The 13,875-nt window shown below is 66.5% G+C and carries 12 protein-coding genes and 1 riboswitch; of the genes, 6 read left to right on the forward strand and 6 right to left on the reverse strand.

Annotated elements, in window-relative coordinates:
- Positions 1-19 precede the first annotated feature (19 nt).
- Positions 20-457, reverse strand: a complete 438-nt coding sequence (locus G474_RS0101380; protein ID WP_084513501.1) for a flagellar basal body-associated FliL family protein — start codon at positions 455-457, stop codon at positions 20-22.
- An 85-nt stretch (positions 458-542) separates the two neighbouring features.
- Positions 543-630: riboswitch (cyclic di-GMP riboswitch) on the reverse strand.
- 105 nt (positions 631-735) lie between these two features.
- On the opposite strand from G474_RS0101380, the gene chrA reads away from it, so the two are divergent.
- The 5 genes from chrA (at position 736) to G474_RS0101405 (ending at position 8,590) form a co-directional block, all read left to right on the forward strand.
- Positions 736-2,016: a chromate efflux transporter gene (chrA, locus tag G474_RS0101385; RefSeq protein WP_043462759.1), complete on the forward strand. Its 1,281-nt coding sequence runs from the start codon at positions 736-738 to the stop codon at positions 2,014-2,016.
- Between the two features lie 58 nt (positions 2,017-2,074).
- On the forward strand, positions 2,075-3,145 hold the full coding sequence (gene moaA / locus G474_RS0101390) for a GTP 3',8-cyclase MoaA (RefSeq protein ID WP_084513502.1): 1,071 nt from the start codon (positions 2,075-2,077) through the stop codon (positions 3,143-3,145).
- A 42-nt stretch (positions 3,146-3,187) separates the two neighbouring features.
- A complete protein-coding gene (gene mfd / locus G474_RS19015) occupies positions 3,188-6,658 on the forward strand; it encodes a transcription-repair coupling factor (RefSeq protein ID WP_084513503.1) in 3,471 nt (1,156 codons plus the stop codon).
- Positions 6,655-7,743 (forward strand): 3-deoxy-7-phosphoheptulonate synthase, encoded by a 1,089-nt coding sequence (locus G474_RS0101400; protein WP_026685428.1) that lies wholly within the window; start codon positions 6,655-6,657, stop codon positions 7,741-7,743. The genes mfd and G474_RS0101400 overlap by 4 nt, the downstream gene beginning before the upstream one ends.
- A gap of 70 nt (positions 7,744-7,813) precedes the next feature.
- The gene (locus tag G474_RS0101405) at positions 7,814-8,590 is read left to right on the forward strand and encodes an enoyl-CoA hydratase/isomerase family protein (RefSeq protein WP_026685429.1); all 777 of its coding nucleotides are present in this window, start codon (positions 7,814-7,816) and stop codon (positions 8,588-8,590) included.
- A gap of 59 nt (positions 8,591-8,649) precedes the next feature.
- Here the strand turns inward: G474_RS0101405 and G474_RS0101410 are convergent, their stop codons facing one another.
- A complete protein-coding gene (locus G474_RS0101410; RefSeq protein WP_026685430.1) occupies positions 8,650-9,075 on the reverse strand; it encodes a rhodanese-like domain-containing protein in 426 nt (141 codons plus the stop codon).
- A gap of 52 nt (positions 9,076-9,127) precedes the next feature.
- Positions 9,128-9,532, reverse strand: coding sequence for a hypothetical protein (locus G474_RS0101415; RefSeq protein ID WP_026685431.1), 405 nt, complete (start codon positions 9,530-9,532; stop codon positions 9,128-9,130).
- 285 nt (positions 9,533-9,817) lie between these two features.
- Between G474_RS0101415 and G474_RS0101420 the strand changes: the two genes are divergently transcribed.
- On the forward strand, positions 9,818-10,372 hold the full coding sequence (locus G474_RS0101420) for an RBBP9/YdeN family alpha/beta hydrolase (RefSeq protein ID WP_245589279.1): 555 nt from the start codon (positions 9,818-9,820) through the stop codon (positions 10,370-10,372).
- Positions 10,373-10,435: 63 nt separating this feature from the next.
- On the opposite strand, the gene G474_RS0101425 is transcribed toward G474_RS0101420, so the two are convergent.
- The 3 genes from G474_RS0101425 to G474_RS0101435 form a co-directional block, all read right to left on the reverse strand.
- A complete protein-coding gene (locus G474_RS0101425) occupies positions 10,436-10,975 on the reverse strand; it encodes a phasin family protein (RefSeq protein ID WP_026685433.1) in 540 nt (179 codons plus the stop codon).
- 182 nt (positions 10,976-11,157) lie between these two features.
- Positions 11,158-12,954: a family 2A encapsulin nanocompartment cargo protein cysteine desulfurase gene (locus G474_RS0101430; RefSeq protein ID WP_051281646.1), complete on the reverse strand. Its 1,797-nt coding sequence runs from the start codon at positions 12,952-12,954 to the stop codon at positions 11,158-11,160.
- Complete coding sequence (locus G474_RS0101435) at positions 12,941-13,858, reverse strand: family 2A encapsulin nanocompartment shell protein (protein WP_026685435.1); 918 nt, start codon at positions 13,856-13,858, stop codon at positions 12,941-12,943. Before G474_RS0101435 ends, G474_RS0101430 begins: the two co-directional genes overlap by 14 nt.
- Positions 13,859-13,875 lie beyond the last annotated feature (17 nt).

Here is a 13,875-nt window from a genome sequence, read left to right on the forward strand (position 1 = left end):
GGGAGCCGGCACCACGGGATCAGCCGCCCGCCACGAGAAAATCGGAAAAATAGACCCGTTCCACCAGGGGTGCTTCGAAATAGTGGTTGAGGTGGGCGATGATGGCCTCCTGGGCGGCCTTCTTGCCTTCCAGGGAATAGATGTCATCCCCGGGCACCTGGCTGAATCCCCGGCGCACACCTTCCAGCACCTGCACGTGGTGCTGCTGGAACAGGCCCGTGTACTCCGGCCCCGAGATTTCCAGCTGGATGTCCGTGCGCACGAACCGCCCCCCGCCCACCTGGGCCACCACCCGCCCCAGGCTCACATAGGCAGGCTGTTCCACTTGCTGGTCCGGCTGGGTTTGCTTCCAGATGAAGAAGCCGGCAATGCTGCCGGCGATGAAAATCAGCACCGCCAGGGAGCCTATCAGCACCGTATTGGCGCCATTACGGGTATCACGTCGCTGGGTCGTCATGGGAATGTCCCCCGAAAGCCGGAAAACCAAGGGGAAACCGGAAATCTGGTCCGGAGAAGGCGGTGCGAACGGCACACCAGCCGCGTTGCGCAACCCGGCCATCCTTCCCGCGCGGGGAGTGGGACCCGTAGGCTTTGCGTCCCGGGATTACCCCCGGTTTGCCCTTGAACTCGTGCCGTGATCATAACACGGCAGCCCCCCGGCCCTGTCACCAAAACGACCCCAATCCGGGGGAGAATGGCGCACCCCATTTGCCCCCATCCATTCCGGCATCGACCATGATTCCCGAACACCCCAGCTTTCTCAGCGCCATGGCCTACTGGTTCAAACTGGGCTGCATCAGCTTCGGCGGCCCCGCCGGGCAAATCTCCCTGATGCACGCGGAACTGGTGGAACGACGGCGCTGGATTTCCGAGCAGCGCTTCCTGCACGCCCTCAACTACTGCATGGCCCTGCCCGGCCCGGAAGCCCAGCAGCTGGCCACCTACCTGGGCTGGCTGCTGCACGGGGTGAAGGGCGGGCTGACAGCGGGCATCCTGTTCGTGCTGCCGGCCTTCCTGCTGCTCACGGGATTGAGCTGGGCCTACGCCCTCCATGCCGACCAGCCCCTGACCATGGCAGCCCTGTACGGCATCAAACCGGTGGTCACCGCCATCGTCATCCTGGCCGCCTGGCGCCTGGGCCAGCGCACCCTGAAGACCCCGGCCCTGGGCCTGGTGGCCGCCCTGGCTTTCCTGGCCATGGAATTCCTGGGCGCCCCCTTTCCCCTGGTGATCGCCGGGGCGGCCCTGGCCGGCATCCTCCTGGAACGGCTGCGCCCCGGCTTTGCCCAGCCCGCCTCGTCCAGCCAGACATCCCAGCCGCCAGCCCTGATCGATGACCAGAACCCGCCCCCGGTGCAGGCCAGCCTGCTGGCAAGCCTCAAACCCCTGATCCTGACCCTGGGAGTGGGAGCCCTGCTGTTGATGCTGACCAACAGCTACTTCAGCACCATGGCCCTGTTCTTCACCCAGACCGCCCTGGTCACCTTCGGCGGCGCCTACGCGGTACTGCCCTACGTGCAGCAGGCTGCCGTCAGCACCCACGGCTGGCTCAGCGCGCCCCAGATGATCGATGGTCTGGCCCTGGGTGAAACCACCCCGGGGCCCCTGATCATCATCGTCGCCTTCGTGGGCTTCATGGGCGGCTGGAACGGGGCCGCCCACCTGGGGCTGGAGCCGGCCCTGGCCGGCTGCATCGGCGCCGGGGTCGCCACCCTGTTCACCTTCCTGCCTTCCTTCGCCTTCATTTTTGCCGGCGCCCCCTGGATCGAGGCCAGCCGCGACAACCTGCGCCTGCAGGCCCCTCTCACCGCCATCAGTGCCGCCGTGGTGGGGGTGATCCTCACCCTGGCCCTGCTGCTGGCCCGCCATGTGTTCATCGGGGCAGGCGCCCCCGATCTCCCCGCCCTGGGACTGTGCCTGGGAGCACTACTGGCCATGGGCCGCTGGAACCTGGGGGTGATTAGCACCATAGGCATAGGCGCCGCCCTGGGAATATTCTGGAAATTTTTGATTTAGGTCGCTTGCGGCCCCTGTGCCAAGGGAACAATAATCCGGCCCACGGATCAGGATTCCCATGCACAACGACACCATGAACCCCGGCCTGGAGTACCAGGCCGGCACCCCGCCCCAGCTCGACTCCCTGCACCGGGAACTGCCCGCCGGCACCCTGGTGGACAAGTACGGCCGGCAGATCAGCTATGTCCGGCTGTCCATCACCGACCGCTGCGACTTCCGCTGCACCTATTGCATGAGCGAGAACATGACCTTCCTGCCCCGGGACCAGGTCATGAGCCTGGAAGAATGCCTGCGGGTGGCGCGGATTTTCGTGCAGCTGGGGGTCAGCAAGCTGCGCATGACGGGGGGGGAGCCCCTGGTGCGCCCCAACGCCCTGTGGCTGTTCGAGCAGCTCGGCCAACTGGAGGGGCTGCGGGAGCTGGTGCTGACCACCAACGGTTCCCAGCTGGAACGCCATGCCCCGGCCCTGAAGGCGGCCGGCGTCAGGCGCCTCAACGTCAGCCTGGACACCCTGCGCCCGGAGCGCTTTCGCACCATCACCCGCATCGGCTCCCTGGACAAGGTGCTCACCGGGCTGGAGGCAGCACGGCAGGCCGGCTTCGTGCACACCAAGTTGAACACGGTGATGATGCGCGGCTTCAACGACGACGAGTTCCCGGACCTGGTGCGCTACGCCCTGGCAAACGGGCTGGACATTTCCTTCATCGAGGAAATGCCCCTGGGCGACATCGCCGGCCGCTGCCGCACCTACATCTCCAGCCAGGAGGCCCTGGCAGGACTGCAGCAGCATTTCGACCTGATCCCCTCGGCGGAAAGCTCCGGCGGCCCGGCCCGCTACTGGCGCATCCCCGGCAGCCAGACCCGGGTGGGCTTCATCTCGCCCCACAGCCACAACTTCTGCGACAGCTGCAACCGGGTGCGCATCACCGCTCAGGGGGAGCTCTATCCCTGCCTGGGCCACAATGACGCCACGGCCCTGCTGCCCCTGCTGCGCCGGCATCCGGACGACGATGGCGCCGTGCGCCAGGCGATCATGGACAGCATGGGCCTCAAACCCAAGGCCCACGACTTCACCCAGCAGATGGACGCCCCCCAGGTGGTGCGCTTCATGTCCATGACCGGGGGCTGAACGCCCCCCGGGGTTTCGGGCACCTCCCCCCGAGCCGGTATAATGCCGGCCTTTGCCGAACCCCGTCCCACCGTGACCTCAAGCCCCAGCCTTCCTGCTCTTCCCCTCCCGTCCCTGCCCGCCCCCGGCCACAAGCTGGACTGGAACAGCGGCCCCGGCAGCCAGGACGCCCTGCTGCTGGCCACCCTGGCCGCTGGGTCCCGGGACCGGCTGCTCACCGTGATCACCGCCAACGCCCTGGACGCCCAGCGCCTGCTGGAGGAAATCCCCTGGTTTGCCCCGGACCTGAAGGTGCGGCTGCTGCCGGACTGGGAAACCCTGCCCTATGACAGCTTCTCGCCCCACCAGGACCTGGTCTCCGAGCGCTTGGCCACCCTCTGGAGCGTGCGCCAGGGCGAATGCCAGGTGCTGCTGGTGCCCGCTTCCACCGCCGTCTACCGGCTGGCGCCGCCAGCCTTCCTGGCCGCCTACACCTTCTCCTTCAAGAAGGGCGAGCGGCTGGATGCGGAACAGTTCCGGGCCCAGGTGACCCTGGCCGGCTACCACCACGTGACCCAGGTGGTGTCTCCGGGGGAATACTCGATCCGGGGCGGGCTGATCGACCTGTTCCCCATGGGCTCGCCCCTGCCCTACCGGCTCGACCTGTTCGACGACGAGATCGAATCCATCCGCACCTTCGACGTGGATACCCAGCGCACCCTCTACCCGGTGCCCGAAATCCGCCTGCTGCCAGCCCGGGAATTCCCCATGGACGACAAGGGCCGCACCCGCTTCCGGCAGAAGTTCCGCGAAGTGTTCGAGGGGGACCCGGCCAAGGTGCAGGTGTACAAGGACATTTCCGCCGGCATCGCCACCGCCGGCATCGAGTATTACCTGCCCCTCTTCTTCGAGGAAACCGCCAGCCTGTTCGACTACCTGCCCTCGGACGCCCTGCTGATCACCCACGGGGACGTGCCCAAGGCCCTGGGGGATTTCTGGAAGGACACCCGCTCCCGCCACGACATGCTCCAGGGGGACAAGGCCCGGCCCCTGCTGCCGCCCGGCGAGCTGTTCGTGCCCGAGGAAGATTTCTTCATCGCCGCGAAGCGGCACGGCCGCATCCAGCTCCAGCCCCAGGCCGGTAGCCCGGTAGGCAGCGTCGCCGTGGACCGCCGCGCCGAAGACCCCCTGGCCCGCCTGAAGGATTTCCTCGCCGGCTTTCCGGGCCGGGTGCTGATCCTGGCCGAATCCGCCGGGCGCCGGGAAACCCTGGCCCAGATGCTGGCCGAACACGGGGTCCGCCCCGAGGCCAGTGCCGACCTGGCCGCCTTCCTGGCCGGCGACAGCCGCCTGGCCCTGGGCGCCGCCCCTCTCCAGGCGGGCCTCTTGATCGACGCACAGCTGGCCCTGATCACCGAGAGCGAGCTCTACGCCGGCAGCCCCAGGAAGACCCGCAAGGAACAAAAGCGCAAGGCCAGCCTGGACAACTGGCTGAAGGACCTGACCGAGCTCAAGGTGGGCGACCCGGTGGTGCACGAATCCCACGGCATCGGCCGCTACATGGGCCTGGTGCACATGGACCTGGGGGAAGGTCCCCTGGAGTTCCTGGAGCTGCATTACGCCAATGAGGCCAAGCTGTTCGTGCCCGTGTCGCAACTGCACGTGATCTCCCGTTACTCGGGGGCCGACCCGGAAGCCGCGCCCCTGCACACCCTGGGCTCGGGCCAGTGGGAAAAGGCCAAGAGGAAGGCCGCCCTCCAGGCCCGGGACACGGCCGCCGAGCTGCTGGCCCTGTACGCCCGCCGGGCCGCCCGCCAGGGGCACGCCTTCGAATTCACCGAACAGGACTACGAGGCCTTCGCCGACGGCTTCGGCTTCGAGGAAACCGCCGACCAGGCCGCCGCCATCGCCGCCGTGATCGAGGACATGAAGTCCGGCAAGCCCATGGACCGGCTGGTGTGCGGCGACGTGGGCTTCGGCAAGACCGAGGTGGCCCTGCGCGCCGCCTTCTGCGCCGTGGCCGGCGGCAAGCAGGTGGCGGTGCTCTGCCCCACCACCCTGCTCTGCGAACAGCACTACCAGACCTTCGCCGACCGCTTCGCCGACTGGCCGGTCAAGGTCGCCGAAATCTCCCGCTTCAAGACCGCCAAGGAAACCGCACTGGCCCTGAAGGAGCTGGAAGAAGGCAAGATCGACATCATCATCGGCACCCACAAGCTGATCGCCAAGGACGTGAAATTCGCCCGCCTGGGCCTGGTGATGATCGACGAGGAACACCGTTTCGGGGTGCGCCAGAAGGAAGCCCTGAAGGCCCTGCGCGCCGAGGTGGACGTGCTGACGCTTACCGCCACCCCGATTCCCCGGACGCTCGCCATGAGCCTGGAAGGCCTGCGGGACTTTTCGGTGATCGCCACGGCACCGCAAAAGCGGCTGGCCATCAAGACCTTCGTCTCCCGCTTCTCGGACGGCATCATCCGCGAAGCCGTGCTGCGGGAACTGAAGCGGGGCGGCCAGGTGTACTTCCTGCACAACGAGGTGGACACCATCGAGAACATGCGGGAGAAGCTGGAAAAGCTGGTGCCCGAAGCCCGGGTCGTCGTCGGTCACGGCCAGATGGGGGAACGGGACCTGGAGCGGGTGATGCGCGACTTCACCAGCCAGCGGGCCAACCTGCTCCTGTGCACCACCATCATCGAGACCGGCATCGACAACCCCCACGCCAACACCATCCTGATCAACCGTTCGGAAAAGTTCGGTCTCGCCCAGCTGCACCAGTTGCGCGGCCGGGTCGGCCGCTCCCACCACCAGGCCTACGCCTACCTGCTGGTGCAGGATGAAAAGGCCATGACCAAGCAGGCCAGGCAGCGCCTGGAGGCCATCCAGATGATGGAGGACCTGGGTTCCGGCTTCTACCTGGCCATGCACGACCTGGAAATCCGCGGCGCCGGCGAGGTGCTGGGAGACAACCAGTCTGGGGAAATGCAGGAGGTGGGCTTCAATGTGTTCACCGACATGCTCAACCGGGCCGTCTCGGCCCTGCGCCAGGGCAAGCACCTGAGCGAAGAGGACCTGACCCAGCCCATCGGCATCAGCACCGACATCAACCTGCACGTGCCCGCCCTGCTCCCCAACGCCTACTGTCCGGACGTGCACGAGCGCCTGTCCCTCTACAAACGCCTGGCCAACTGCGAGCAGCAGGAGGAGGTGGACGCCCTGCAGGAAGAGCTGATCGACCGCTTCGGGGAACTGCCGCCCCAGGGGGAATCCCTGATCGCCACCCACCGGCTGCGCATCCTGGTGAAGCCTTACTGCGTGCAGAAGCTGGATGCCACCGCCGACCAGATCCTGGTCACCTTCGGCCCGGAATTTGCGAAGCTGGCGCCTATCGAACCGATCAAGATAATCAACTTGATCCAGAAGAACCGGAACTACAAACTGGCCGGACAGGATAAACTCGCATTGGTGCGCCACTGCCCCACCCTGAAGGACAAGGTGGCCGCCGTCAAAGACATGATAAGGACCCTGACCCAATGACCGACGACGACAAGATCGACACTCTCGAAGACATCAATGTCGCGGCTTTCGACCCCATGCCCAGCCCGGCCGAACTCCACGCCCGTCTGCCCATGAGCAAGGCTGCCGCCCGCACCGTCTCCAACGGCCGCAAGGCCCTGAACGCCATCCTGGACCGCAAGGATCCCCGCCTGTTCGTGGTGGTGGGCCCCTGCTCCATCCACGACCCGGTGGCCGGCCTGGATTACGCCCGCCGCCTGAAGGCTCTGGCCGACGAGATCTCCGACGTGCTCTTGATCGTGATGCGGGTCTATTTCGAAAAGCCCCGCACCACCGTGGGCTGGAAGGGTTACATCAACGATCCCTTCATGGACGACTCCTTCCAGGTGGACAAGGGCATGGAGAAGGCCCGCGACTTCCTGCTCCAGGTCAATGAAATCGGCCTGCCCACCGGCACCGAGGCCCTGGACCCCAATTCGCCCCAGTACTACGGGGACCTGATCGCCTGGACCGCCATCGGCGCCCGCACCACGGAATCCCAGACCCACCGGGAAATGTCCTCGGGCCTGTCCACCCCCGTGGGCTTCAAGAACGGCACCAGCGGCGACCTGACCGTGGCCATCAACGCCATTCTCTCCGCCTCCCGGCCCCACTCCTTCCTGGGCCTGGACATGGACGGCCGGGTCACCATCGTGCGCACCACCGGCAACCCCTACGGCCACGTGGTGCTGCGCGGCGGCGACGGCAAGCCCAACTACGACACGGTTTCCATCGCCATGGCCGAGGAAGCCCTGAAGAAGGCCAAGCTGCCCGCCAACCTGGTGGTGGACTGCTCCCACGCCAACAGCTACAAGAAGCCGGAAATGCAGCCCCTGGTGATGGCCGACGTAGTCAGCCAGGTCCGCGCCGGCAATCAGTCCATCGTCGGGGTGATGATCGAATCCAATATCGAGGCTGGCAACCAGCCCATCCCCGCCGACCTGTCCCAGCTCAAGTACGGCTGCTCGGTCACCGACGGCTGCGTGGACTGGGATACCACCGAGAAGATGCTGCGCGACGCCGCCGTGCTGCTGCGCGACGTACTGCCCGAACGCCTGGGCAGCTGACCCCATCAGTGCCCAGGAAAACCCCGGTCCGCCGGGGTTTTTTCACGTGGGCCGGAGAACACCACATCCCATGGAAGCTTCCATCAAACTGCATCAGGAGGGCGGCCTGGCCACCCTCACCCTGGACAATCCGGGCAAGCTGAACGCCATCAACCTGTCCATGTGGCGGGAACTGCACCGGGTCATGGACCAGGTCTCCCGGGACGAAAGCGTGCGCTGCGTGATCCTGCGCGGGGCCGGCGATCATTTCGCCGCCGGCGGGGACCTGGAGGAATTCCAGACCCTGCGCACCACCCTGGACCAGGCCCTGGTCTACCACGAGGAAGTAGCCAACGCCCTGGAGGCCATCCACCACTGCGACCACCCGACGGTGGCCATGATCCGCGGTGCCTGCATCGGCGGCGGCCTGGAAATCGCGGCCCAATGCGACATCCGCATCTGCGACAGCACGGCCCGCTTCGGTGCCCCCATCAACAAGCTGGGCTTTTCCATGTATCCCGGCGAGATGGCGGGGCTGCTGAAGCTGGCCGGTCCCGCCCTGGTGGCGGAAATCCTGCTGGAAGCGCGGATCCTGGACGCGGAAGACGCGGCCCGCAAGAACCTGGTGAGCCGGGTGGTGGCCCCGGAGAAGCTGGAAGAGGAAATCGCCGCCTGCGTCCGGCGCATCATGGGCGGCGCCCCCCGGGTGGCCACCTGGCACAAGCAGTGGATGCGCCGCCTGTCCCACGACCTGCCCCTCACCGACGCGGAAAAAGCCGCCTCCTTCGCCTTCCTGGAAACGGAGGATTACCGGGAGGGCCTGGCCGCCTTCTTGGAAAAACGCCCACCCCGCTTCACCGGCAAGTAGGAAACAGCCGGCGGCTCAGGCCGCCGGCCTGAAGCGAAGGGGGACATAACGCCCCCTGCTCATGAGTGGAACCAGGGCAGCCCCCGGGCCTTCCAGCCGCCCTGCTGGCGCTGGCCGCTGGCGTCCTTCTCCCCCTCGAACCCCTCGAGGACGTTGAACACCCGCTTGAAGCCGCTCCCCGCCAGGATTTCCGCCGCCTCCCGGGAGCGCACGCCGGAACGGCAGAGCAGCAGCAGGGCTTCGGCCCCCCGGGTTTTCTGCCGCGCCAGAGCAATGAAATCCCGGTTCAGTTGCCAGCCCGGATACGTCCGGTACTCGATCTCGATGGCGCCGGGAATGCGCCCCACCAGCTCCCACTCGGCCTGGGAACGGATGTCCAGCAAACGGACCCCGGGATTTTCCCGGACCAGGGCCCAGGCTTCTTCCGGCGCTAGGTCACCGCTATAGGCAGGCTGCTCCGCCAGTTTCGACAATACTTCGCTCATGGGCACCTCCTGCCTCAATCGGATTTCAACACGGGAACGCAGGGGCCCGGGCTCATGGAACACTCCCGGCCGGAGCCGCCTTCTTCTTCACCTCGTAACCATGACGTTCGAGCAGGCGGATGGCCCGCTCCACCCGCTGGACCTGCCGCATGGCCCGGGCACCGTCAGCCACATCCAGGCACAGGCCATGGTGGCGCAGCCAGAGGACGATGACCTGGATGCCCTTGGGGCCGATGCCGTTGATCTTCAACAACCGGCCATGGCCCAGGGCCACCACATCGGCGGGCGTGAAGTCCGGGCGTTCGAAGAACTTGCACAGGGCGTTGCGCTGCAGGGAGGGCAGACGCTCCGGAGCCGGGGCGGCGCCCCTCCGCTCGGGTAGGCCGGAGGGCCCCGGCGGACACTCCCGCTGAGGCCGTGCACCGGGCTTGCCCCCCCGCCCAGGGCGGGCCGGCATGACACAGGCTTCACCCATGCTTCAAGGCCTGGCTCGCAACTGCAGCAGGACGCCAGGAAACTGACAGCCCATGAATCACTCCCGGAAACGGATCGGATGCCCCAACGATAGCGGCTCGCCCCTGGCCATCCAACGACGAAATCCTGATATGAATATATGCATTCCGGGACCACTCCTGCCCCGGGCCGGCGGTTCATTCCGCCATTAGCTTATGCAAATTTATTCCTTCCCCCGAGGCGGCCGCGCATCGATCATGGACGTAGCATCGGCACGGCAAAGGAGGCCATGATGAAGCCGCAGAATGATCCCATCCTGGTTGATCCCATCCTGATAGTACCGGGGCTGCGCAACAGCGGCCCCGGCCACTGGCAGACCTGGTTTGAACACACCCAGCCCCGCACCCGGCGGGTGCAGCAGCAGGATTGGGAACATCCCCACCTGCCCGACTGGGCCGGCCGGGTCCGGGATGCCCTGGAGGCGGAACCGGCCCCGGTCTGGGTCGTGGCCCACAGTTTCGGCTGCCTGGCCTCGGTGGCTGCAGCCTGCCAGGCCCCGGGGAAGATCCTGGGAGCCCTGCTGGTGGCACCAGCCGACCCGGACCGGTTCCAGATCCCCGCCGTGGTGCTGGAAGAGCAGCTGCCTTTTCCGTCCCTGGTGGTGGCCAGCAGCAACGACCCCTGGGTGTCCCTCGACTCGGCCCGGCGCTGGGCCCGCACCTGGGGCAGCGACTTCATCAACGTGGGTCCCCTGGGGCACATCAACGTGGATTCCGGCCATGGCCCCTGGCCGGAGGTATTGCAGCACTTTTCCCGATTGCAACAGTCACTTGAACTGGCCTGAACGGTTGGCTGATGAACAAAGCCAGCCTCCCGGACGGAAGGCTGGCCCCACCAGGCAGCAGGATCAAGCCGCCTTACCCTTGGCCGCAACAGCTGGCACCGCCTTGGCCGTGGCCCCCGAAACCGCTGCCACCTGGGCCTCGGTGAAAGCCGCTGCCCGCTGCCCCGCCTGATTCCAGGTATCAAAGGCCGAGTTGGCCGCGGAAAGGGCGGAGCGGACGGCGACGATACCCAGTTCCGCACCGGCAGGGGCGCTTTTCTCCGCCTTCTCCAGGAGATGGCCCACCGACTTGCTGAGGCCGGCCCGGTGGTTTTCCCCCAGATGCCCCAGGGCTTCCCTGGTCTTTGCGGCAATGCCGTACAGGCTGCTGGCGTACTGGCTGCCGCTCGTCAGCCAGGACTCCGTCAGGGAAGACCGGAAACTGCCCCAATCCTGGAAGCCGTCGAGGTCCTGCCCCTGGCTGGCCTCCAGATAGCTGCGCGCCGCCTTGAGGTTGAGCTGCAGGGTCTGTTCGGTGCTGTCCAGGGCAATCTGCGCCAGTTCATGGAGACTGGAATAGGCGCTGAGGATGGAAGAAGCAAGGAATTCCTTTTGGATGGTCATGGCAAAAACTCCTGGTTGTCATTGAAAGATGCGCGCTCCGCCAGCCGGAATGCTGCGGAGCAACATGCCAGGCCATTGTGCGCCCCGCCGCCCCCGCCAGAAACGACTTTATCCTTATAAGCTTCTGAATCAGAACAAAAAAAGACCCCCGCAGGGGCCTGAAGGGGAAGCCGGCAAGCCGCCTAGAAGCGGGTGCCCCTGGCCCGGTGCAACTTCCGGAGCACGGCTGCCAGGGCATCCAGATCCTCATGGCTGTTGTAGAGCGCCAGGGAGGGCCGCACCGTGGCTTCCAGGCCGAAACGGCGCAGGATGGGCTGGGCACAGTGGTGGCCGGAACGCACCGCGATGCCTTCCTTGTTGAGCGCAGCCCCCACTTCCTCGGTCTTGTAACCTTCGAGCACGAAAGACAGAACCCCGGCCTTCTCGGCCGCCCGGCCCACCAGCCGCAGCCCGGGAATCTCCTCCAGGAGCCGGGTGCCATGGAGCAGCAGCTCATGCTCATGGCGGGCGATGTTCTCGATGCCGATCCGCTCCACGTATTCCAGGGCCGCCCCCAGGCCCACGGCATCGGCGATGTTGCCGGTGCCCGCCTCGAAGCGTCCCGGAGCGTCGTGGTACAGGGTCTGCTCGAAGGTCACGTCCTTGATCATGTTGCCGCCCCCCTGCCAGGGGTCGGTTGCATTGAGCAGGGCTTCCTTGCCATAGACCACGCCGATGCCGGTGGGACCGAACACCTTGTGGCCGGAAAAGACGAACCAGTCGCAATCCAGGACCTGCACATCGGCCCGCAGGTGGGATACGGACTGGGCCCCGTCCACCAGCACCTTGGCCCCCTGGGCATGAGCCAGCCGCACCATCTCCCGGGCCGGGGTGATGGTGCCCAGGGCGTTGGACACCTGGGTGAAGGACACCAGCCGGGTCCGGGGCCCCAGCAGCTTTTCGTATTCATCCAGGCGCACCTGCCCCAGCTCATCCACCGGCGCCACCTTGAGCACGGCCCCGGTCCGGGCGGCCAGCTGCTGCCAGGGCACGATGTTGGCGTGGTGCTCCAGCCAGGTGATGAGGATTTCATCTCCCGGCTTCAGGTGCTGCCGACCCCAGCTCTGGGCGATCAGGTTGATGCCCTCGGTGGTGCCACGCACGAACACCACTTCATGGACCGAACGGGCGTTGATGAACCGCCTGACGGTTTCCCGCGCCGCCTCGTAGGCATCCGTGGCCCGGGCCGCCAGTTCGTGAGCGGCCCGGTGGATGTTGGAGTTCTCGTGGGCATAGAAGTGGGCGATCCGGTCGATCACCGCCTGGGGCTTCTGGGTGGTGGCGGCGTTGTCGAGCCAGATCAGCGGACGCCCCTGGACGGTTTCCCTGAGGATGGGGAAATCCCGCCGCACGGCTTGCACGTCAAAAGCCTGGCCCGGCAGGGCCTGGGGGGCCAGGAAGGATTCGTGCCCATAGCTGCCGGGCACCCGGATGCCCGACCGGAAGGGCCCTTCCCCCTCCAGGAAATAGTAGGGCTGACCCGCCACCCGGCCGGAACCTGCCGCTCCCGCCAGGGCCTCCAGCTCGCGCACCCCGGGCAGGGGCACGTCGAAACGGGGGAATGGCCCCGCCGGAGCGCTGCCGGCAGAGATTGCTGGGGGCGCCGGCTCCGGGAGTACCGTAACAGCAGCGGCCGGGGCCTGATTCGGCGGAATCAGCCCCGTAAGTCCATGGCCCCCGGCGGCAACGCCGGGCAGGCCCGGCCCCGGGCGCCTGCCAGAGGCCAGGGCGGCACCGGCCAGCTGGGGGCAGGTTTCCCCGGGCACCCAGGTCTGCGGCAGGGCATTGAACAGCTCGCTGGCCAGCCGGGAGAGCTCGGCCTCGCCGGGAAAGTCTCCCGGCAGCGCCGCTACCGGCCCGGCCCCCAAACCGGCCAGGACAGCCTGATCAGCCAGGGCTGCGAAGCTGGAATCGATAGGGATGGAATCACTGGTACTCATGGTACTTGCCCACTTCCACGTTCTCCAGGACGGCGATGGCGTCTTCGGTCAACACCGCCAGGGAGCAGTAGAGGGAAACCAGGTAGGAGGCAATGGCCTTGTGGTTGATGCCCATGAAGCGCACCGACAGGCCCTTGGTCTGTTCCCCCGGCAGGTTGGGCTGGTACAGGCCCACCACCCCCTGGCGGCTCTCGCCGGTACGCAGCAGGATGATGTTGGTCCTGCCGTTCTCGATCTTCAGCTTGTCGCAGGGAATCAGGGGAATGCCGCGCCAGGTGAGGAACTGGGAGCCGAACAGGGAAACCGTGGGAGGCGGCACCCCGCGGCGGGTGCACTCGCGGCCGAAGGCGGCGATGGCCTTGGGGTGGGCCAGGAAGAAGCCGGGCTCCTTCCATACCCTGGCGATCAGCTCATCCAGATCATCGGGCGTCGGTGCGCCGGTACGGGGCTGCACCCGCTGGCTGGCGGCGATGTTGTTGAGCAGGCCGTATTCCTTATGGTTGATCAGTTCGCTTTCCTGACGCTCCTTGATGATCTCGATGGTGAGGCGCAGCTGTTCCTGGATCTGGTTGTGGGGGCTGCTGTACAGGTCGGAGACCCGGGTGTGCACGTCCAGCACCGTATTCACGGCGGAGAGCATGTATTCCCGGCCCCACTCCTCGTAGTCCACGAAGGTCTGGGGCAGCTCCCGCTCGTCCCGGCTGGAACAGTCCACGGTCACCCGGGAGTCGTCCTTGACCCGGTTTACCCGGTAGATACCCGCCTCCACCGGCACCCACTGCAGCAAGTGGGTGAGCCAGCGGGGGCTGATGCTGGGCAGCATCGGCACGGTCTTGGTGGCATTGGCCAGGGTGCGTGCGGCGACGTCGCCCAGGGCGGTTTGTGCTTCATGAATGTCGGACATGTGGTTTTCCTTTAGGG

The organism is Azovibrio restrictus DSM 23866, from assembly GCF_000429665.1.
GTDB lineage: Bacteria > Pseudomonadota > Gammaproteobacteria > Burkholderiales > Rhodocyclaceae > Azovibrio > Azovibrio restrictus.